The organism is Psychrobacter sp. ASPA161_9 (assembly GCF_051970275.1).
In the GTDB taxonomy this organism is placed as follows: domain Bacteria; phylum Pseudomonadota; class Gammaproteobacteria; order Pseudomonadales; family Moraxellaceae; genus Psychrobacter.
In genome coordinates this window covers 18,747-41,069 of record NZ_JBEFNI010000009.1, presented here as the reverse complement: position 1 = coordinate 41,069, position 22,323 = coordinate 18,747, and the positions used below count along the sequence as shown (strand labels likewise).

General features: G+C 42.5%; 19 protein-coding genes. 5 read left to right on the top strand and 14 right to left on the bottom strand.

Translation table 11 applies throughout. From position 1 onward, the window contains the following. Position 1: 1 nt before the first annotated feature. On the bottom strand, positions 2-622 hold the full coding sequence (locus tag ACTQ9S_RS10875) for a fasciclin domain-containing protein (protein WP_440454947.1): 621 nt from the start codon (positions 620-622) through the stop codon (positions 2-4). Positions 623-702: 80 nt separating this feature from the next. Beyond that, complete coding sequence (locus ACTQ9S_RS10870; RefSeq protein ID WP_440454946.1) at positions 703-1,287, bottom strand: fasciclin domain-containing protein; 585 nt, start codon at positions 1,285-1,287, stop codon at positions 703-705. A gap of 752 nt (positions 1,288-2,039) precedes the next feature. Here ACTQ9S_RS10870 and metH point away from each other — a divergent pair. Continuing rightward, a complete protein-coding gene (gene metH, locus ACTQ9S_RS10865) occupies positions 2,040-5,726 on the top strand; it encodes a methionine synthase (RefSeq protein WP_440455002.1) in 3,687 nt (1,228 codons plus the stop codon). Positions 5,727-6,218: 492 nt separating this feature from the next. Here metH and ACTQ9S_RS10860 read toward each other — a convergent pair whose 3' ends face one another. From ACTQ9S_RS10860 to ACTQ9S_RS10850, 3 genes are all read right to left on the bottom strand, one after another. Beyond that, a complete protein-coding gene (locus ACTQ9S_RS10860; protein ID WP_440453480.1) occupies positions 6,219-6,971 on the bottom strand; it encodes an IS5 family transposase in 753 nt (250 codons plus the stop codon). Positions 6,972-7,083: 112 nt separating this feature from the next. Beyond that, positions 7,084-7,608: an IS630 family transposase gene (locus ACTQ9S_RS10855; protein ID WP_149031835.1), complete on the bottom strand. Its 525-nt coding sequence runs from the start codon at positions 7,606-7,608 to the stop codon at positions 7,084-7,086. Beyond that, entirely contained in the window at positions 7,577-7,933 is a 357-nt protein-coding gene (locus ACTQ9S_RS10850; RefSeq protein WP_440453723.1) for an IS630 transposase-related protein, read from the bottom strand. The genes ACTQ9S_RS10855 and ACTQ9S_RS10850 overlap by 32 nt, the downstream gene beginning before the upstream one ends. A gap of 124 nt (positions 7,934-8,057) precedes the next feature. Here ACTQ9S_RS10850 and ACTQ9S_RS10845 point away from each other — a divergent pair, with 124 nt between their 5' ends. Then, positions 8,058-8,885: a hypothetical protein gene (locus ACTQ9S_RS10845; RefSeq protein WP_440454945.1), complete on the top strand. Its 828-nt coding sequence runs from the start codon at positions 8,058-8,060 to the stop codon at positions 8,883-8,885. Positions 8,886-9,462: 577 nt separating this feature from the next. Here the strand turns inward: ACTQ9S_RS10845 and ACTQ9S_RS10840 are convergent. Then, the gene (locus ACTQ9S_RS10840; RefSeq protein ID WP_440454944.1) at positions 9,463-10,605 is read right to left on the bottom strand and encodes an alkene reductase; all 1,143 of its coding nucleotides are present in this window, start codon (positions 10,603-10,605) and stop codon (positions 9,463-9,465) included. Positions 10,606-10,755: 150 nt separating this feature from the next. Between ACTQ9S_RS10840 and ACTQ9S_RS10835 the strand changes: the two genes are divergently transcribed. Next, positions 10,756-11,640 carry a LysR family transcriptional regulator gene (locus ACTQ9S_RS10835; RefSeq protein ID WP_440454943.1) on the top strand — a complete coding sequence of 295 codons (885 nt, stop codon included), beginning with the start codon at positions 10,756-10,758 and terminating at the stop codon, positions 11,638-11,640. Between the two features lie 567 nt (positions 11,641-12,207). Here ACTQ9S_RS10835 and ACTQ9S_RS10830 read toward each other — a convergent pair. The 8 genes from ACTQ9S_RS10830 to ACTQ9S_RS10795 form a co-directional block, all read right to left on the bottom strand. Then, on the bottom strand, positions 12,208-12,882 hold the full coding sequence (locus tag ACTQ9S_RS10830) for a class I SAM-dependent methyltransferase (RefSeq protein ID WP_440454942.1): 675 nt from the start codon (positions 12,880-12,882) through the stop codon (positions 12,208-12,210). 103 nt (positions 12,883-12,985) lie between these two features. After that, positions 12,986-13,129, bottom strand: coding sequence for a DUF2256 domain-containing protein (locus ACTQ9S_RS10825; protein ID WP_440454941.1), 144 nt, complete (start codon positions 13,127-13,129; stop codon positions 12,986-12,988). A 174-nt stretch (positions 13,130-13,303) separates the two neighbouring features. Beyond that, entirely contained in the window at positions 13,304-13,465 is a 162-nt protein-coding gene (locus tag ACTQ9S_RS10820; RefSeq protein ID WP_350657415.1) for a DUF2256 domain-containing protein, read from the bottom strand. 60 nt (positions 13,466-13,525) lie between these two features. After that, positions 13,526-14,560 carry a DPP IV N-terminal domain-containing protein gene (locus tag ACTQ9S_RS10815; protein WP_440454940.1) on the bottom strand — a complete coding sequence of 345 codons (1,035 nt, stop codon included), beginning with the start codon at positions 14,558-14,560 and terminating at the stop codon, positions 13,526-13,528. 282 nt (positions 14,561-14,842) lie between these two features. After that, on the bottom strand, positions 14,843-15,334 hold the full coding sequence (locus ACTQ9S_RS10810; protein WP_440454939.1) for an META domain-containing protein: 492 nt from the start codon (positions 15,332-15,334) through the stop codon (positions 14,843-14,845). A 355-nt stretch (positions 15,335-15,689) separates the two neighbouring features. Then, entirely contained in the window at positions 15,690-15,812 is a 123-nt protein-coding gene (locus ACTQ9S_RS10805) for a hypothetical protein (protein ID WP_440454938.1), read from the bottom strand. 175 nt (positions 15,813-15,987) lie between these two features. Next, positions 15,988-17,076 (bottom strand): lipase secretion chaperone, encoded by a 1,089-nt coding sequence (locus tag ACTQ9S_RS10800; RefSeq protein ID WP_440454937.1) that lies wholly within the window; start codon positions 17,074-17,076, stop codon positions 15,988-15,990. A 36-nt stretch (positions 17,077-17,112) separates the two neighbouring features. Beyond that, the gene (locus tag ACTQ9S_RS10795) at positions 17,113-18,165 is read right to left on the bottom strand and encodes an esterase/lipase family protein (protein ID WP_440454936.1); all 1,053 of its coding nucleotides are present in this window, start codon (positions 18,163-18,165) and stop codon (positions 17,113-17,115) included. A gap of 380 nt (positions 18,166-18,545) precedes the next feature. On the opposite strand from ACTQ9S_RS10795, the gene map reads away from it, so the two are divergent. After that, entirely contained in the window at positions 18,546-19,337 is a 792-nt protein-coding gene (map, locus tag ACTQ9S_RS10790) for a type I methionyl aminopeptidase (protein WP_068325997.1), read from the top strand. A gap of 186 nt (positions 19,338-19,523) precedes the next feature. Beyond that, the gene (gene glnD, locus ACTQ9S_RS10785; RefSeq protein ID WP_351118870.1) at positions 19,524-22,259 is read left to right on the top strand and encodes a [protein-PII] uridylyltransferase; all 2,736 of its coding nucleotides are present in this window, start codon (positions 19,524-19,526) and stop codon (positions 22,257-22,259) included. The last annotated feature ends 64 nt before the right edge of the window (positions 22,260-22,323 follow it).

Here is a 22,323-nt window from a genome sequence, read left to right as displayed (position 1 = left end):
GTTATTTAGGCATTAACACTGTGTCAATTACATGAACGACACCATTAGTCGCCACGATGTCTGGCTGAGTGATATTGGCAGTACCACCACTAGCATCTGTGATCACGTTAGCATCACTAATAGAGAACGCTTGACCGTTCACTGTTTCGATGTCAGTACCATAAGGGATATCAGCAGATTTTACTATCATGCTTGGAATAACATGATACGACAGCACCTTGGTTAGCATATCTTTGTCAGCCAACAGCTCTTCTTTAGTAACATCCAGCTTGGTTAGCACATCAGCGAATGCTGCATCTGTTGGAGCAAATACCGTGTAGTTGGTATCCGTTGCCATTAATGTTTGATCAAGTCCAGCCGCTTTTAATGCTGCGGTCAAGATCGTTAAATCATTATTTTCAGCGGCGATTTCAGCGATATTTTGTGTAGCAGTAGCCTCTTCAGACATGGCAGCAGGTTCTTCCATAACTTCAGGCTCTACCATTGGCTCCGGCTCAACCATCGGTTCAGTCGTTACTTCAGGCTCAACTGCCGGCTCAGCAACCGTTTCTGCATCGTTACAAGCTACCAATGTCATTGCCGTTGTGGCGATTGCTAAAGATAATAAAGTCTTTTTTAACATGGGTCTATCCTTATGAATATTAATTAAGTAGTTTTGCATTCATTACATTATATAAAGTCAAAAAGCAGCGTTCCGTTCATTTATTGCGGCAACAATACTTTATCGATAACATGTACGACACCGTTAGAAGCTGCGATATCTGTTTGTAGGATATTGGCAGTACGGCCACTTTCATCCATTAGTTTGCCTTCAGGTGTTACCATCAAGGTATCTTTGCTAAGCATCATAATATTGCCTGGTTTTACATCTTTGGCATAAACTGGAGCTGCACCATTAATCACGTGATACCCTAAAATCTTGGTTAATACGGGTTTGTTAGCAAATAGCTGCTCTTTACTCATACCAGTTTCTTGTAAGGCTTGGGCAAAAGCTGCATTGGTTGGTGCAAGGATAGTGAAGTTCGCATCAGGGTTAGCTAACGGACCAGCTATACCAGCAGCTTGTACTGCTTCAACTAACGTTGAGAATTCAGGATTGCTTTGAGCCACTTGTACCACATTCATCTTAGCCATAGCTGCATTTTGTGCAGGTGCTTGCTGAGCTTGTGCAGATGCTTGTTTTGCTGGCATCGGTGCTTTTTTAGCTGGCATAATGTTGTTACAAGCACTTAGGCCAACAATTGAGACAGCCAATGTACCGATAGTAGCGAGTTTAGTAAATTTCATATTCATATCCTTGATTTTGAGGTCTATCCTGAGTGCGAATTTAATGATTGAGTCGTTCTTTTTGAAGGTAAAGTTTTAATAAATTAACTTATACATGGTGACTTACTATCTATCTAGGCAGTCGCAGTTAATGAGTATATACAGTGACTTATCACAGATGATATACGTACTGCCTAGGGATAATAGTTCACCATTATTATCTAAGAGCTTATAAGCTATACTTACGAGCAACCAAACCTTACGCAGCCAAATTAGCATGGCTTACAACTTTAACTATTTGCGTTTGCGCTATTTTTTGTCACATCCTTGTAAGTTTTGTCTGCTTTGTAACATGGTCTATTTTTTAATCGCTTAAGAAAAACCTTCATATCCTGAGCAACTAATGCAATGACCATATATTCGTATAAAAGCATATAAGATGCCTTTGAGTATGACTTTAATGCTATGTAAATTTACATATTCAAAAGCTCAAGGTCTTGTCTTTGATGCTAAATATGAATAAAAACATACCGATAAACGCTATATTTTTCATGCTAGAATATTGCAGATTTGTGCTTTCTTATTTCTTATAGTTTTGTAAATTTTCTCTTTTTTCTCCTTTTTATGATATTGACGATATAAGCAGTGTTCCTATGACTCAAAAAATGACCTCGATGACTTCTTCTGAAGATAATACTATGCCCACTCACTCAAATGCCGCCGATGACTTTATCTTGACGCCGCCTGCTGTATTTCCTTTTAAGGAGCAGCAACTGACTGCACGTACGCGCATAACTGAACAGATGGCCTCACGTATCTTGGTGTTAGATGGGGCGATGGGCACGCATATTCAGAATTATAAGCTGGAGGAAGCTGATTATCGCGGAGAACGTTTTGCTGATATTAGCCAAGACGTACGTGGTAATAACGATCTGCTCGTGCTCACCCAACCGCAGATGATTAAGGAGATTCATAGCGACCATCTTGCTGCTGGTGCAGATATCATCGAGACCAATACGTTTAATGGTACGCGGCTATCGATGTCTGACTATGATATGGAATATCTGGTGCCAGAGCTAAACAAGACTGCGGCTAAATTAGCGCGCGAAGCTGCTGACGAATTTACTGCCAAGACCCCTGAGAAGCCGCGCTTCGTCGCTGGAGTCATTGGGCCAACGTCACGAACTTGCTCGCTATCACCTGATGTCAATGACCCAGCCTTTCGTAACATTACCTTTGATGAGTTGGTGCTAAATTACCGTGAAGCGACACTAGCTTTAATAGAAGGCGGTGTGGATCTTATATTGATTGAAACCATTTTTGATACGCTAAACGCTAAAGCGGCGATATTTGCGATTACTGGGGTGTTTGACGATATTGGTTTTGAATTACCGATTATGATTTCGGGTACGATCACTGATGCCTCTGGTCGGACGCTATCAGGTCAAACGGCTGAGGCGTTTTATAACTCAATTCGCCATGCCAAGCCGCTATCGGTTGGTTTCAACTGTGCACTCGGGGCAGATGCACTGCGTCCACATATCCAAACGTTATCTAATATTGCCAATACTTATGTTTCAGCGCATCCGAACGCCGGCTTGCCGAATGAGTTTGGTGAATATGACGAAACGGCAAAGGAAACCACTGCCCTGCTTGAAGGCTTTGCTAAAGCGGGCATTTTAAACATCGTCGGTGGTTGCTGTGGTACGACGCCTGAGCATATCCGCCAAATCGCTAATATGGTGGCAAAATACCCACCGCGCGTGATTCCTGAAATCGCACCTGCTTGTCGTCTGTCTGGGCTTGAGCCATTTACTATCACGCCTGATAGCTTATTCGTCAACGTTGGTGAACGTACCAACGTTACCGGCTCGAAGAAGTTTCTACGTTTGATTAAAACCGAAGCCTATACCGAGGCTCTAGATGTCGCGCGCGATCAGGTCGAGGGCGGCGCGCAAATCGTCGATATCAACATGGACGAAGGCATGCTTGACTCCAAGCAGGCGATGATTCACTTCGTTAATTTGGTCTCTGGTGAGCCTGATATCAGTCGTGTACCTTTGATGATTGACTCCTCGAAATGGGACATCATCGAAGAAGGTCTTAAGCGTATCCAAGGTAAGTCCGTCGTCAACTCTATCTCCTTAAAAGAAGGTCATGCTGAGTTCGTCGAGCGCGCCAAACTATGTATGCGCTACGGCGCTGCTATTATCGTCATGGCCTTTGATGAAGACGGTCAAGCCGATACTTTTGAGCGTAAAACTGAGATCTGTCAGCGTAGCTATGATGTCTTAGTCAATGAAGTCGGCTTCCCTAGCGAGGACATTATCTTTGACCCCAATATCTTTGCGGTCGCCACCGGTATCACTGAACATAATAATTACGGCGCCGACTTTATCAATGCCACTAAGTGGATTACGGATAACTTGCCCAATGCGATGGTATCGGGCGGCGTATCTAACGTTTCATTCAGTTTCCGTGGTAATCCGATTCGAGAAGCCATCAACTCCGTATTTTTATTTCATGCGATTCAAAACGGTCTGACGATGGGTATCGTCAACCCTGCCATGCTAGAGCTATATGACGACATCCCGAAGGAAGCACGCGATGCTATCGAAGATGTAATGCTGAATCGAAACCAAGGTGAGACTGGTCAAGATGCTACTGAGCGTCTGATGACCGTCGCTGAAAACTACCAAGATGGCGGCAAGAAAAAAGACAGCACCGTTGATATGTCATGGCGCGAAGGCACGGTAGAAGAACGTATTGCTCATGCATTAGTCAAAGGTATCACCACCTTTATCGAAGCCGATACCAAAGAAGCTTGGGAGAAATACCCCAAACCGCTAGAAGTCATCGAAGGGCCACTCATGGACGGTATGAATATCGTCGGTGATTTATTCGGTGCAGGTAAAATGTTCTTACCGCAAGTAGTGAAATCTGCACGTGTAATGAAACAATCAGTCGCTTGGTTGAATCCATATATCGAAGCGGAAAAAGTCGAAGATGAAAAGAAAGGTAAAATCCTCATGGCTACCGTCAAAGGCGACGTCCATGATATCGGCAAAAACATCGTCGGTGTGGTACTCGGCTGTAACGGCTATGACATCGTAGATATGGGCGTGATGGTACCTTGTGAAAAAATCCTCGATACCGCTATCGCTGAGGAAGTCGATATCATTGGCTTATCTGGCCTGATTACGCCAAGCCTTGATGAAATGGTTTATGTTGCCAAGCAAATGCAAGAGCGCGGCATGACCCTACCCTTGATGATTGGCGGGGCAACGACCTCTAAAGCGCATACGGCAGTCAAAGTCGAACCTCAGTATCAAAACGATGCCGTCATCTATGTGGCTGATGCCTCACGTTCAGTGGGCGTGGTGACTAAGCTGCTCTCTAAAGAGCACCGTCAAGGCTTGATTGATGAGACCCGCGAAGAATATATAAAGGTACGTGAGCGTCTCGCTAAGCGCCAACCAAAAGCGGCCAAAATATCTTATGCCAACGCTATCAAGATTGGCTTTAAAGATGACTGGGAAAACTATGTGCCACCTGTACCTAACAAACTAGGACAAGTAATATTTGACGATTATCCTATCACTAACCTACTGCCTTATATCGACTGGACACCTTTCTTTATCTCTTGGGGTCTAGCGGGCAAATACCCGAAAATCTTGCAAGACGATGTGGTTGGAGAAGCGGCCCGTGATTTGTTCGACAATGCGAATCACTTGATGCAAAAAATGATTGATGAGAAGTTAATCGTTGCCAAAGGTGTGTTTAAACTGATGCCAGCCAAACGTACTGGCGCCGATACCGTCACCGTCTATGACAACAGTCCAGCTGATGGCGGCAAGCCGACCTATCAGTTTGAGCACTTACGTCAGCAAAGCGATAAAGCCAGTGGCAAGCCGAACTTTAGCTTGGCAGACTTTATCTCACCATCGGACACGCAAACCGATTATCTTGGTGGCTTTACGGTGTCGATAGTTGGGACAGAAGCACTGGCTGAAAAGTACAAAGAGGCAGGCGATGACTATAACGCTATCATGGTGCAAGCCTTGTCTGACCGCTTAGCCGAAGCATTCGCTGAGCATCTGCATGAGCTGATTCGCAAAGATTATTGGGGCTATCAGGCTGATGAGAATTTAACCAATGATGAGATGATTAAAGAGAAATATGTTGGTATCCGCCCTGCGCCTGGCTATCCTGCCTGTCCTGAGCATACCGAAAAAGGTAAATTGTTTGACTGGCTCGGTACGGTTGAGGCTATCGGTACGACGCTAACTGAGAGCTTTGCAATGTGGCCTGCGTCTTCGGTCAGTGGCTTCTATTACTCGCATCCTGAGAGTGAATACTTTAATGTGGGTAAAATCAGCAGCGATCAGTTAGAGAGCTATGCTGAGCGTAAAGGCTGGGATATGAAGACTGCTGAGAAGTGGTTGAATCCGAATTTGTAGGGATGATTAAGTAATAGCTGATATATTCCTTAATAAAAAACTTGGCTTCTATTCATAAGAAACCGCCACTTCTATTTATTCCCTTTGGCAACATTGGATTAAAAAAATTGGCGGTTTTTTATTACCTAAATTTCTTTAATTATTCTTTGATAATCACTTCGAAATTATTTTTCTTACTTTTAATAGCACACAATTATAGCTAGTACACAATAAAATTAATAAGTTGATAACCACGTAATACTGGGACCAAACAAAATCAACTGTCGTAGCGAACTACTCACTTTTTACATTCGTTTTTCCATAAAACTTAACCAAATTAGTACGTTGCAGGTTTATTAAATACTTCAAGTTAATATATCAAGGTAAATAAATTCGGTTAATTTATTTTAAAAAATATTCAATAAAAACAGCTATCTGATTAGATTAACTTAAAAATATTTGGTATATTTATAATTAAGAATATATTTGAATTGATTAGGGCGTGTTGAACATTCATAATTTTAGCCAGATATAAGCACAAGCAAGAGCGACCGTATTCTCATAACTCTGTCTTAGCTTATCAAATCTGGTGGCAACCGCTCTATACTGTTTTAGCTTAGCGAAAGCATTTTCTACTAAATGTCGTGCTTTGTACAAGTCCCAATCCATATGGTCGTTAGAGGACTTGGTGTTTCGTTTCCGAGGGATATTATTACAAGTTGCTGTTTGTTCAATATACTCTCGTAGTGTGTCAGAGTCATAGCCTTTATCTGCACATACAACGTCTGTCTTGCTCAAATCAACCTTATCTACTAAGTCAGATGCGACTTTAACATCGTGGGTTGTGCCATCTGACAGAATAAAGGTAATCGGATTGCCATGAGCATCGACCGCTAGATGAATTTTAGTGGCACGTCCTGCGACACTCTTACTAATGGCTTGAGCAGCTTCATGACGACCACTACTGTGCTGATGTGCCTTGATATGAGTACCATCTATAAACACCCACTCAAGGTCAGGCTCTCTGATAACTAAAGCAAATAGTCCAATGAGCTTATTACTGCGAAACCAGCGTTGATAAGCCTTGTAGACAGTATTGGGCTTTCCAAAGTAAGCCGGTAAATCGCGCCAAGGACAGCCAGTTCGCATACGATAAAGGATGCCCTCAATGGTCAGTCTCAGATTTCCTTTGTCATAGATATTAAGTTCTAGTAATATAGGTCTTAGTCTTGTCCAGTGTTCATTTTTGAGCATAGTACGAGGCATAGCGAACGAGATCTTTTTTGTGTGAGAACTTAAAGATTACCCGTTCGCTATTTTTTTTGCCAGAAATTTATACTCAATGTTCAACACACCCTAGTAATATTACTATATATAGTCAGTTCAAAATAAAAATGTTATGCCTTGGACAAATATCATAAAACAATTTGGATAAGTCATTTTGCATCCAACCTTGGCGTAGAAACTTCACTTGAGCCCATTTCTTTTCGATAGGGTTTAGGTCTGGGCTGTACGGCGGCAACCAAAGAATACGATGCCCGTGCCTGTTTAGTAGCTTTTGAATGCGTTTGCTCTTATGAAATCTGGCGTTATCCATCACAATCACGCATTTGGTTTTAAGACTTGGGATTAGCTTGTGTTTGCACCAGTGATAGAAGACGATGCTGTTGATGTTTGTCTCAAAGTAATCAAGCGCAAACAGCATCTTTTCATACAGAGCACCAATAACGTTGGTTCGCTTTTTACCTTGCCAGTTGTAGCTATCGATACAAGGCTTACCGATCGGCGCATAGCCATGAGAGCGGATGGTCTCGTGCTCAAAGCCGCTTTCATCCATATAGACAATGGGATAGCCTTGCTGCGTAAAGCTATCAAGCTTTCCCTGATACGCCGCTCTTTTTATTGGGCAAGCTTTTGGATGCTCTAAGGTCTTTTTTTTGACTGATGCCTAGGCGCTTTAGGGCATGATAAATGCCTGTTTTACTACAATTTAAACGACGTGCTCGCTCATACTGGTAATCATCAGGATGTTCTTTGACATCATTAAGTAGCACGTCATCTGGTATTTTATAGGGTTTGGTTTGCCTGATTGTTTTGCTATGAACACGTCTCTTCCAGTTTTGTATGGTGGTTGGGCTGAGATTATAGAACTCAGCCGCCCCGGCAATGGTCATACCCTCGTCTAAGCTTTTTAGTACTTGTTTGCGAAAATCTAGTGAGTAAGTCATGGTCTTTATGATAACAATTGGGTTTAATAATTAGTTTATAACACTTTTAAATGGGTTTGGCTATAGCATGAGCATTAAAAACTGTTAGAAACAAGGAGGTATATCGGCATAATAGTTATAGAAAGTGAGATTTTACATTTTTAAATCAAGGAGAGATGAAAATGAAATCGTTCAAATTAACACTACTAGCCATAACAGCTATATTTTTTTACAAGGATGTAATGATGATGATAATGATGGATCATCAACGTCACAACCTGATATAGACACTGAAATCATTGGAACGTGGAGTAGTGATGATGGTAGTAGTGGGTTATCAACGATTGTCTTTATGGATGACGAGACTTATGTACAGGTCCAAGTCAATAGTAGTCAGTCTACAAGTGACCCTAACAACGGTATGGAATGGGGTAATTACAACATTAACGATAAGACAGGAGAACTAACCGCTACGCCTATTTTTGATAAAAATGGTAGCTCTGGATTGTCAGACTCCATCAATCGTCATGCTAAGGTATCTAACGGCAAGCTGATCCTCGAAGTAGATGAAAACAATGATGGCGTTATCGACAGTGATGAAAGCTATGAGTTTTCAAAGACCAAACCTGAAGGGATCTTAGGGTCTTGGAGTTACGATGATGCTGATGACGATGAGCTAATCGGACTAGCTTTCTTCGATAATGGTACTTATGTCCATGTCCAAGTTGATAAAATTGGCTTAGTGAACAATCCCAAAAACGGTATGGAATGGGGTTACTACACCGTCGACCCTACGACTGGGCAGTTAGCAACTTCTCTGATCTATGACGATAACGATGACAATGGATTATCAGAGCCGCGTACACGTTACGCGCGAGTGACTGGTGACACCGCCCTTACTATTGAAGCTGATAACGATCAGAGCGGCTCAATAGACAGCGATGAGTTCTTTAAATTTTCAAGACCATCTTAGGAAGGTTTAAAAGAGCGTAACCTGAAAGCCGTCGAAAAGAAGCAGTGCTTCTTTTTGACAGGTCTAATACCGCCCTATCTCAAACATTAGCTTACCAATAAATTTAGATTTAGAAAATTAATCAGTATTGAAAAACGACCAATACTTGTAAGAATAGGATGTTGCCGTTAGCCCTGAGACCCGTTAAAAAATTACACTGCAATTTTAGGGACGCAAGAGAAAATCCATTAAAGGGGATTTTCTGATAGCGGCTATCCTGCTTAGCCAATGCCTCGCCTAAACCAGCAGATATGAGCGAAAAGCAGGAAATGGCTGCCTATTATTTTTTAGGTTTTGAATACTTTTGGACTTGAGCGTTTGGACAATTTGTTGCCACTATGTGCTTGGCATTTAGATAGTTTTAATCTACAAAGAAAGCCGAAAAATTATAAATCCTAGCCTTCCCAATGAGTACGTTCTATATCTTCTATAGAAACAGTCTCACTCTCTCAACTCTCACATCAGCTTACGGCTAGAACACCCGCTATTTAAAAACAAAAAAATGAGGCCTTCCTTGGCCTCGATTGTTTTCACTGTTTTAAGTGTTTTGGTAAAACGGATAGTCGTTGTAGCCGATGTCAGTGCCGCCATACATAGTGGTGAGATCAACTTCATTAAGTGGCCAATCATTGGCGATGCGCTCAGGTAAATCTGGGTTGGCAATAAAAGGGCGGCCAAAAGCAAATAAGTCGCCATAGCCTTTGGCTAAGATGTTGACTGCTTTTTCAACGGTATATTTACCAGCATAGATGATACGGCCTGAAAACTCAGCTCTGACCGCTTTATAAAAGGCTTCCGGTAAATCAGGGGCATTATCCCAATCCGCTTCGGCAATTGACAAGTAAGCAATGCCCGCTTGTTCGAGCACTTTGACCGCTTCAACATAAGTAGTATGCGGGTCTGACTCTACCAAACCTAAGTAAACGCGAGTCTCATTGGTACTAGCAAATAAGGGAGCAAATCTGACCCCTAAACGCTCGGCACCCACGACGGCACTGACGGCTTCGACTATTTCTTTTAAAAAGCGTAAGCGGTTAGGCAGCGAACCGCCATATTGGTCATCACGGTTATTGCTATGCTCAGAGATAAACTGATTGACTAAGTAACCGTTAGCACAATGAAGCTCAACCCCATCAAATCCTGCCTCTAACGCATTGCGTGCTGCTTGCGCGTACATATCGACCAGCTCGCCAACCTCAGAAGTGCTCAGCACACGCGGCTCACTTGGATCATCTAAAGCGCCTGCACCGGGGCCAGTTTCAACAAACACCTTGACGTTATCAGCAGTAATAGCAGAAGGCGCTATAGGTTGTGCGCCATTTGGCTGTAAGCTGGTGTGAGACACTCGACCAACATGCCATAATTGAGCAAAAATAATACCCCCTTTGGCGTGCACGGCTTGTGTGACTTTCTTCCAGCCGTCAATTTGGTCTTGCGAGTGTATACCGGGCGTCCACGCATAGCCTTGTCCTCTTGGTTCAATTTGCGTGCCTTCCGTCATCATAAAGCCCGCTGATGCGCGCTGTGCATAGTAGCTTGCCATTAAGTCGTTAGGAATATTGCCTGGTTGAGTGCTACGAGAGCGTGTCAATGCTGGCAACACAATACGGTTTTTAGCCGTATAAGGTCCAAGCGCTACAGATGAAAATAAGGTGCTGGTATTTGGATTAGATTGTTCCATAAAGTTCTCTTTTTTAAAGGATATGAATAAGCTTATGGTTTTAACCCCTGAATAGATTTTGATAACTAAGGGTTTACTGAAGCAATATTGATAAGCTTAGGGATTTAAAGATACAATTAGAAACAACGATTTTTTGTTTGAGATACAATTATGAATGGTATCAATCGGCTGGATATTAAACAGCTTAGAGTGTTGCATGCTTTGCTAGATTTAAAAAACCTCTCGCAAGTCGCCCGAAAAATGGGCTTAACCCAGCAAGCCATTAGTGAGCAGCTACGCAAGTTGCGTGATTTATTTGATGATCGCTTATTTATTCGTCAAGGCAATAGCATGGTGGCAACACCAAAAGCGCTATCGCTGCAGCAACCCATTAGTCATATATTGGCACAGTTAGAAGCGCTATTAGAGCCTGAGTTATTCACACCGAAAACCTATAAAGGCGTCTTTACGATTAGCGCTACTGACTACGCGACACAGGCGTTGTTGCCGCAGCTTTTTAAGATAACGAGGCGAGACGCCCCTGAGCTAAAATTGATAGTACGCGACTTTGCGTCTGATAATATCAATCAGCTGATTACGGCAGGTGAACTTGATTTGCTGATTACTTTCCCAGAATTTATTCCTGATAATCTGACTTACGTGACTTTGCTTGAAGAGCAGCATTTATGCATTACTGGTTGTAATAACGAGCTTACAAAAGCGCCACTAACACTGGCACAAATTGCCGCTTATCCTCAGCTGGTAGTGTCGCCTTCGCGTGCTAATTTGCGCGGCTCCCATGATCAATGGTTTGCAGCAAGAGGTCTTAAGCGAAATATTGTTATGTCGGTTCCAAGCTTTTCAGCAGTGCCAGATATTCTTCATACCACTGACATGATTGCATTTTATCCTGCCAGGTTATTGCCGAGCAGTAAGGTTAAACAATTAGAAGTAGAAGCGTTACCACCAACATTTCAGGTAATTGCTGCTTGGCATCCTCGTACCAATGACAGCCCCATTCACCGCTGGATAATTGAACAATTACAGAATTTATAAAATAAAAACGCTAATCTTTTTGAATAATAGGGATGTTGATAAGCGATACTATTTAGAATTAGTATTACCTAGAGGCCTATTAAATCTTAGCCACCTCAACATTGCTCTTAATCCTTCTCCCACTTTTTGTACCAAGTGAATGAACGATGATAGACAGGGTAGGTTTTGCTTTTTGTGTAACATGGTTTTCCTTACATCGGATATAGAGCTGGACTAAAGCTACAGCCTACCTACTGCACAGATCAGGTATTTTAGGGTGATTTTCATCGCATTGATAAGACAGATGTTTTATAAAGTTGGCGCGCTGGATGCACCCTACGCCTCTCAAGGAAACTCCTTTAAATAGTCGCGTAGGGTGGGTTAGCGTAGCATAACTCTCCATTTAAACTTAGCATAATATAAAATCGTTGGGTGTCGCAATCTCCGACCAAGATATGAGCGAAAAGCAGGAAATGGCTGCCTATTATCCTTTAGGTTTTGGATGCCTTTGGGCTTAAGAGTTTGGACAATCTGTTGCCACTATTCGATTAGCTTTTAGATAGCTTTGATCTACAAACAAAGCCAAATTTATAACAACTTGGGGGTAGCAGCCGTTGCCTCGCCCCAATAGTGATAACCCACGATATTTACGCCCTGAGTAAATCCTTGATGACCCGATACCTCAAACCCCGCCTGCGCTATCAGGTGTTCGATATCTCTATCCAGATGACAGCCGCCTGCTACCGGCTTCCATACCGGAGTGATGAGCTGTTGCATTTTACCGACCCATTTGGGCTGCGGCGCTAAGCCATGCTCGGCATAATATAGGGTGCCAGTCGGTTTTAGCACGCGTCTCATCTCAGTTAGCGCTTGGATAGGATTAGGGATAGAGCATAGGGTAAACGTCATGACGATACTATCAACGCTATTGTCCTCAAGAGGTAGCGTCTCAGCGGACAACAGCTGCGAGATAAAGTCGATGCCTGCACTAGCAAAGCGCTCTGCTGCCAATGGATGCAAGTGCGGGTCGACGCCTATCACTCGTTTGACGGTTTGTGGGTTATAAAATCTGGCATTAAGCCCACTGCCAACACCGACCTCTAGTACTATGCCGTGGGCTTGTGGGACGACAAGCGCTCTTTGCTCGCTCACAACGTCTAATGCACAGGCCTTATCAATTAATAAAGGCAGGACTTTATTGTCGTAGATGCTTTTGAGACTTAACAGTTTAAAAGTTGGCTTTGATGGCGGCTTTGATTTCATGAAGGTCTCGGTCGGGTTGGTTGTGATATTGGCTGTTTGTTAATGATGTCGTTTGAAAGGTAGCTGTATTTATAAACCTGAAAGAAATTAGCGTCTTTGTATTTTAGTCGCTTCTCTTCCTACGCCGACAACGCTCTGAACAATAAATCACCTGCTCCCAATCCTTTTCCCACTTCTTACGCCAAGTAAATGGTCGCTGGCAGACGGGGCAGATTTTTTGCGGTAAGTTTACTTTTTTATGTGCCATCGCTTTCCTTTTGTCTTATTCAGAGTTTTGCATGATATTTATGAATAAATTTATAAGACAGATTTTCAAATTGGTGCGCCCGGCGCACCTTACACGCCAATTACATAAAGTTTGCTATCTAAATATAAGATGCTGAGCTAAAAGCGCCAGCCTACAACCACCTTGAATTTTGCATTATTTCTGATGTTCTAAGCCTTCATACTTCTTCACTCGGCGACACTGGTCTGAACAATAGACCATGTTATCCCAATTTTTATCTAGCTTTTTGGTCCAGCTAAACTCGCGCTGGCAGACTGGACATTCTTTTTTGCGGACGTTTTTCTTTTTGTGCGCCATACTTTTCTCGCTAATTGTTTCATGCATTAGTTATTTAAAATTAACTTTATTCTTTAAAGCCTAACGACTCCATATAGGTGAACGTACCACCCCACCTGCTTTACTACTAATCGCATAGCTTGTATTACCAGATAGCGAATGTATGACTATACTACCACCACTTTGACCGTCGACTTGTGATTTACGTGTGGGATAAACGGTATACAGTCCAGATGGCGAAAAACGTGCTGGCTCATCAAGACCAGTCTCGGCAAGTTTGACAATTTGCCCAGTTGCTAATGTCATAACCGCCGCTTGGCGACCGTTTAGATACGCTAGACGCTGGCCGTCATTGCTGAGCTGAGGGCTGGCAGCATAATCTTTTGTGGTGATTTGGGTAGCGCTACGAGTCGCAAAGTTATAGCGATATATGCGTGGTCGTCCAGCATTTTTCTTGTCACTCGTATAAACAAAGCTTTGCCCATCGCTTGCGTAGCTTGGTTGTACCTCAGTGCTAGGAAGTGTGGTCAGCTGGCGAGTTTCGCCGCTATCCAAGCGCATCTCGTAGATATCTGCGTTACCACCGACCGTTGAGCTATAGAGCAACCTTTGTTTATCTGATGAGAAGGACGGAGATAGATTACTGCCCTCAGTGTTCACCACCAGATTACGGGTTTGGCTACTGACGTCGTAGATATAAATTTTTGGATTTTGACGTGGGGTTTGCTTACTATAAGCCAATAGCTGCCCATCAGCTGACCATGCTGGTGCATATATATAACCGCTTAGCTCATCAATGAGCTGTCTATCACTACCATCAGGACTGATAGTATACAAACTAGAGATTTTTGCAGATCCTGCGCCTTGCTCTTCCACGTAGGCAATACGGCCCGCGCGATCTATTGGAGGCATCTTAGCCATTAGTGGGTTGACAACCGTACTGCTAGTAGGCGTGCGAGCAACCTTATCCATTGGCAAGGTACTGCAAGCCGTCAAAAAAATACTAAGTGCGACACTAATAGTAATATTAAAAGTGATTTTCGTATGAGTAATAGTCGAATGAGCTATAGAAAGGCATTTTTTATGTAAACGCTGGGAGATATTGGAGGTAAGCATAAAGAGGCACTCAGTTAGATTCTGGCTAGGAGCAGTTATTGATAGGTTAAGTGTCAAAAAAAGACACTATAAGGTAGCTGAATGTATGGCATATTTTTATATAAAAGATACTCATGCATGAATAATCAAAACAATAAGCTCGATAATCATGCCATAAAAAACGCCCCACTACATTATATAGTGAGGCGCTCTATAGTCATAAATTATTTGGCTTTACTTTTATAACGATAACAATAATTTATCACCATAATTTCAAGTTACTGTTAAGTGCTCAATGAGCGATTACTTAGATACCGCTTTAAAATAAGCAACTTGGTTAGCATTGCGAATAGTCAAGATAGGTAAATTGTTTACATTATTATTAATGCTGTATTTACCTTGCACCGTCGCCAGCGTTGCTGTATCGAAACTTGCTTGTGGCTCAGGGCATGCCATCATAGTAGATATAACATTACCCAATACTACGTTGCCATTTACAACACTGTAATCAGAACCCATGTTATTACAAGTGTTCATAAAGCTAACGCGATCGCTACCGTTGGCTTCAGAAAAACTTAGGGTTAGCGGCTTAGATGGGCTATAAAATAGCTGCGTTACTTTTTCGCCATTAGTACGTTTGGCATCGACAAGCTGCCAGTTATGAGCTTTTAAAGCTTCAGATGTAATTGGCTGAGTCACTGGTGCTATAACGCTAGGCGTTGTGGTTTGACAGCCTGCAGCAAGTGTACCTACCGTAAGGGTTGCAGCCATTATTACTTTAGTTATATTTTTCATAGAAACTCCTATAACAGATAAATTTAAGATCTTCAGTGAAAAACACATTTTTCACTGAAGATCATAGTTTTTATAATGATTAATTTATTGTTTTATTCGATGTACTAAACAATAGCCCTATTATGCATGACTAGCAGATTATTATCATGAAAGATTGCGTACACACTTAAAACCATATTTGTTCAACTCTATAGGCGTTTTGCTAACGCTTCTTGCCAGTGAGTACATTACCTGCTAACGGTCACCTATAATTTTATTATAACGAGACTATTGGTAATAAAGATAACGTAAACTAAGATGAATTTCAGCATAAAAAAACCCCACTTATTAGCGAGGTTGTTCGAACAGATTGCTATTATATAACATCTGTACCAGTGATATCTGGTTGACTGGTTGGCTCTGCTGTAAGAGACTGGCAGCCTACTAATACGCTTAACATTACAATTCCGGTCATTACTGCTTTAGTGATGTTTTTCATTTGAGCTCCTAATAATTTTGTTTAAATTGAATACTGGCTGGAGTTTGTCACTGTATTAGAACTACGCTATTGGTTCGTATTTCCACTATTAACCGTAGCTTGTTTAAATTCCAATCACAACTATATTTTACATTAGCATAGGTTATTTAATGTTAACCAAAAATACTTATCGAAATTATTGCTGTTGCTGTTGCATAGCCGCATAACCCGCTAAACGCTTACGCTCAGTATCACTAAACAACTGCTGCTCTAGTTGCTCAATCTGGACACGAGTCTGCGTACTGTTAGTATTTTGGCTTAGGAGTTGTTGTTTTTGTACTTGGTATCGAGTAAAGCGCTGATCAAAATTAGCATCCTCTTTATCTAGTTGTGAAAGCCTGCCCGCTGCTGCCGCGCCTACCAATTCACGGCGCATATTGTAGAGAGCTTCAGGCGTCGCGCCTTGGGCTTTCATTTGCTCAGTACGGCTCATCAGCGCGTTTAGGTTGGCCTGTTGCTCTATATTGACCTTGGTCATGTTGTCCGGCATTCGGCTAACATAATCCTGCTGAGCCGCTGCTTTTTGCTCATCCGACATTAGCTTGTTTTGATTAATATTTATCATCGCAATACTATAGTCATCATATTCATCTTCAGCGCCAAAGAACGCGGTAATAGTTTGCGTATCGAAATACTGCTGACGTAGCTTGGCAACGTCTTGCTTTTGCTGCGCTACCATATTTAGATCTAGCTCACCATTTTGTGTGGCTTGCAGTTGTAAGTTACCAAAACGCTTTTCTATTTCAGGAATCGCTTTGAGATAGGCTACATATTTATTGAATATAACAATGGCTTGGCTGGCGGCTGGCTCAGGAACAAAACTGCGAATATAGCTCTCAACACGGGCAAAGATAGTGGCTTCATCTTCTTCACCAAGCGCCGATAAGAAGTAATCAAACAAGCGCCGCAGACCTTCGGTGACGACCAGTTGTTTGTTTTCATCAATAATTATTTCACCGTCCACATCTGTACCCTGTAGTGAGCGCGGTAGATTTTCTAATCCAGTAATAAATCTATCGTTGTTGTTAGTAGACAATGCCGTCTCGTTATTGTTATCAGACAGCTTTACCATAGTGCTACTAATGTCACTGTCTACCGTAGACAATGTTTGAGAAGGCGTCATATTGCTTTGATTAGGCTTAAACCATAAGATAATCACCGCAGTTACAATGATAACCACGGTAATGACAAGTATTGTTAAATAGGGACGACGATTATTCGACATAAAAGAGGCGTCTTGTTTTAAGAGTCATTTTATACGTTACAGGTTAGCGTTTTTGAGACGGTTGACCTGACTACGATACACGGTTGTTGGATTAACGCTTCCAAATGCCACTAAGCCCAATAGTTGATTGACTGAATCTAGATGGTTCATTACATAGTTATCTCGGATGACATAGCCGAGACGACTTGAACAAACAGATACTAAGCCATCATTTGCTTCGCCCTTGTATGGCGTACTAGTTGCCAATAATATAGGATCAGTGGCATCAAGTAAGTTGGTTATTTGCCCTACACCACTAAATGAATAGTACTTAATACCATTGACTTCAGTGTTGGCTGGCTGACCACAATAACGGGTTGGCATTGCAGCAGGAAATTTGGCATTGAATTGTGCGGCACCATCAGTAGACAAGGCCACTAGCGATTTCCAACCATCTTGCTGTTGTAGCTCTGTGACACTGACACCAGAGCCGACATCTGTAGCGATGCCAATGAGTTTAAATAAACCCAGCGTAGCTTCAGTGGTAATACTACCTTCTGACAGTTGATCTAACACTGCATCTGCCGTTTTTGAGCCTTGTTCTGGACTTGAAACTGCAGTTGCTGATGCTATATATTCAGGTGCAACACCAGCGACGTAACGAACGTCGATACCGCCTTGACTGTGTCCAATCAAATTAACTTTAGGTTTACCAGAAATGGCTGAGATGAGTTTGACTTGCGCCAATAACTGCTCACCGCGAACTTCACTATTATTAACTGCTGAGGTTTTGGTGGCGAATACGTCTGTACCTCCGCGCATTAAAGTTTGAGGAATACCGTAAAAGTAATCTAGGACGCCAAAGAGTTTATTAAAACCACCAAGCCCATGTGCGAGTATCACTGGGTTTTGGGTATTGGTATAATTTGAGGTTAACAATCTAGCGCCTACCAGTTGGCATCCGCTAGGGGCAGAACAGCTATAGTAGGTAGATGCTTGAGCCGGAGTTGTTTGCATCGACATTAGCAGAAAACCAGTACCAACAGCACCTAGTGTCGGTAAAAACCTGCTTGGCTTCAAGGCCTTAGAGAGGTAAGCGTTAAGCTTCATAACAACATCCTTGTTATCGTTAATATGTATTAATCTTTGACCAGCTTATGTATTGCATATCTTGCAAAAGCTATCGAAGACACCTGCTAATCCCTTTAGCAGTGAAATTTACATTACTTTTATAATCTGTAATATTCAACCAATTTAATCTGTAAGCTTCACTATGCGCATGACTACTTAGTCATTGTTTAATCACTATTTAAAATTTTAGTTTTGCTAATGACTCCAGCATTAGCTCAATCACTCGTGGGTATATTCCTGTTATAGCACGCTGCTCATCAGTAAAATTCTACGACTGCTACCGCTTATGGCAAAACGCCAACTATGCATTTATGATATAATTCACCTACCTTAATTCTATAACTATAAGTACGACAATCATGACTAAAAAATCCCTTATTCAGTCCCCTGAAGCCATAGAAAAAATGCGTGTTGCTGGTAAGCTTGCCAGCGACGTACTCGTGATGCTTGATGAGCATGTTAGAGTCGGTATCAGTACCGAAGCGCTCAACCAAATTGCCCATGATTATATCGTTAATGAGCAACAAGCCATTCCAGCACCGCTTAACTATAATGGTTTCCCAAAATCAATCTGTACCTCAGTGAATCATGTGGTATGCCACGGTATCCCAACCGAAAATAAACTGCTTAAAGACGGCGACATTATCAATATCGATGTGACCGTGATTAAAGATGGCTATTATGGTGATACCTCAAAAATGTGGATCGTCGGTAATGGCTCTATCATGGCGCAGCGTATCTGTAAAGTGGCGCAGGACGCTCTTTATGCAGGCATGAGTGTCGTCAAAGATGGCGCGCGCTTGGGTGATGTTGGTGCCGCTATTCAAGAAGTGGTTGAGCCTGAACGCTTTAGTATCGTGCGCGAGTTCTGTGGTCACGGTATCAGTAATGAGTTTCACCATGAGCCACAAGTCATGCATTATGGCAAAAAGGGCACTGGTTTTGAGCTTAAGACTGGTATGACCTTTACCATCGAACCGATGATTAACCAAGGCACGTGGCAGACCAAAATCCTACCAGATGAATGGACAGCAATTACCAAAGACCGTAAGCTGTCTGCGCAATGGGAGCATACGATGGTCGTGACTGATAACGGCTGTGAGGTATTTACCACGCGCCCAGAAGAAGATTTAAGTTTCTTGACCCAGTAATATAAACAAAGATCGCTTAGGCGGTCTTTTTTTTGGACTATTATTATCGGCTTTAGGCTACTATTATCATTGTTAGTCGGTGGATACACGTTGAGCATTATGCTTGCTGATTTTTTACCTTTATACTTCTGATAAGCTTTTACTTTTGATGGTCTCTATTTTTAAATTCTTGATTGGATAACGCTCATGTTCACATTCGATGCCGCCTCTATTAACCTTACTCCGCTGCCGTCCTTCCCTGCGCCAAATACTGTGTCGTCAGAACCGTCCGATGCAGAGAAATCTCTACTCGGTATACCTGAATGGCTGACGCAGATTAATGCTGATATTAGCCGTGCACTCGAGCGTGGGGCAAATATTCGCCAGTTAGTAGTCGCGCGTGCTTGGGCAATCGATGGCTTACTCATGGCTTTGTTTAAATGGTTTGAGCTAGATCAGACAGATTTGGCATTATTTGCTACGGGCGGCTATGGGCGCAGTGAGCTGTCGCTATACTCAGATATTGATATCTTGTTGCTAGCACCTGATGAGATAAAACCAGATGTCAGTAGTAAGATTGATAGCTTGGTGGCGATGCTGTGGGATATTGGACTGGAGCCTGCGCTGTCCGTACGCAGTGTCAATGACTGCTTAGAAGCCGCCACGGATCATACTATTGCCAGTGCATTGTTAGAAGCACGGTTATTGATTGGTAATGAAGCGCTACAAAGTATTCCTGTAGACGTCGTCAACAAGCTATGGTCGCAGCGAGATTTTTATGAGGTAAAAATCAACGAGGCTAAAGTGCGTTATATTCAGCATAATGCCACTGAGTACAATCTTGAGCCTAATATCAAAACGGCGCCGGGCGGATTACGTGATATTCATATCGTCGGCTGGGTGACCAAACGCTACTTTCGAGTCAGTAAGCTATATGACCTAGTGCAACAAGGTTTTGTGACTGAAAAAGAGTTCGACGAGCTTAGTTTTGCTGAAGGTTACTTATGGCAAATACGTCACTATTTACATGAGATGACAGGTCGCAACGAAAATAAATTACTGTTTGATTATCAGCGCGATATTGCCCAGCGAATGGGTTATGAGTCGCAGCCAGATGATCAGCCCAACGCAGCTGTCGAACGTTTTATGCGCGACTACTATCGCTGCGCAATGCAAATATCAACGCTGTCTGAGATGCTCATCAATCACTACTTTGAGACCATCATAGAGCCACATCTGCCGGATAATGAGCAGCCTACTAAGCGGCCTTTAAATGCGCTTTTTAATCAGGTTGGCGAGCAGATTGCCATCTCCCATCATCGCGTATTTTCTCAGCATCCTGAAGCGATTTTAGAGATGTTTTTACTCATGGGACAATACGGAATAAAAAGTGTCCGAACCCGAACCCTACGCGCGTTAAAAATTGCCGCGCGCGGTATCGATCAGACTTACCGTGACAATCCTGAACATCAGGCATTGTTCTTAGAAAATATAAAAGAGCAAAACTATTTGTTCCATCGTTTGCGCGCGATGAATCGCTACGGGGTATTGGGTAATTATATTCCCGCCTTTGCCCAAGTGACCGGTCTTATGCAGTATGATTTATTTCATCGTTATACGGTCGATGCTCACACGCTATTTTTGATTCGAATTTTACACCGCTTTACCGACGCACGCTTTTATGAAGATTTTCCATTGGTCAGCTCTATCTTTCAACGCATTGAGCGTAAAGAGATTTTAGTACTAGCGGCAATGTTTCATGATATCGCTAAAGGTCGCGGTGGCAATCACAGTCAGCTTGGGGAGACCGAGTCGATTGAGTTTTGTTTGGCACATGGCATGAGTAAGGCCGATGCCCATCTAGTAGGCTGGCTAACGCGTTATCATTTATTAATGTCTATGACCGCGCAGAAAAAAGATATTTCAGACCCTGAAGTGGTGACTATCTTTGCTGACTTAGTTGGTAATGTCACTCATCTTAATCACTTATATGTGTTGACGGTAGCGGATATGAATGCTACCAATCCGCAGCTTTGGAACAGCTGGCGGGCGACTTTGATGAAACAACTATACTCACAAACGCGGCGCATCTTGCGCGCCGATATCGATGCACCAACCAACCGCCAAGACATGATTCGTGCGACGCGTAAGCAGGCGCTGACGATGCTTGATAATGTTGACAATCAACATATGAATCGTGATGAAGTGCTCAGATTATGGGACGACTTGGGCGATGAATATTTTTTGCGTGAGATTGCAGAAGATATCTTATGGCATACCGAAGCTATCTTAAACCATCCCCCTATCGGCTATGCTTCTAACGCTGATAGCGCACCTCTAGTCGTATTACGTGAGCATCGGGAGCTGGCACTTGATGCAGTGCAAGTTTTCGTTTATACCCAAGATCAGGCCAATTTATTTGCAGTGACGATGGCCGTATTTGATCAGATGAATTTAGATGTATTAGATGCACGAATTATCACTGCTACTCGTGACTTTGCTTTGGACTCTTATGTATTACTTGACCGTAGCGGTACGTTATTAAGAGACGAAGACAGCCAGCAAGAGTTAAAACAACGCTTAATTGATGCTTTTAAAAACCCGATGACACCTAAGCTGGCGCAAAAACGTATTCCGCGCCAGCTTAGACACTTTGATGTGCCAACTATTATTGATTTTGAGTTTAATGAAGCTTCAGGTCAGCACATTCTGAGTCTACAAACACTGGATCAGCCAGGATTGCTAGCACGAGTAGGACAAGTATTTTTGCAGCAAGGTATCGAAGTCCATGCTGCACGTATTACTACTTTGGGTGAGCGCGCAGAAGATATGTTTTATATCAGTGATCAAGACGATGCGCCATTATCTGAGGACAAGCTTGAAACCTTGCAAACTGCCCTGACTACTAGTATTAGCGTTCAGCCAGATAGCAATCATGCTTAACGTAGTTTGGCTATCCTAAAAATTAAATTAACAAGCTCTGATAAGTCTTTTGGATGGCACCTCT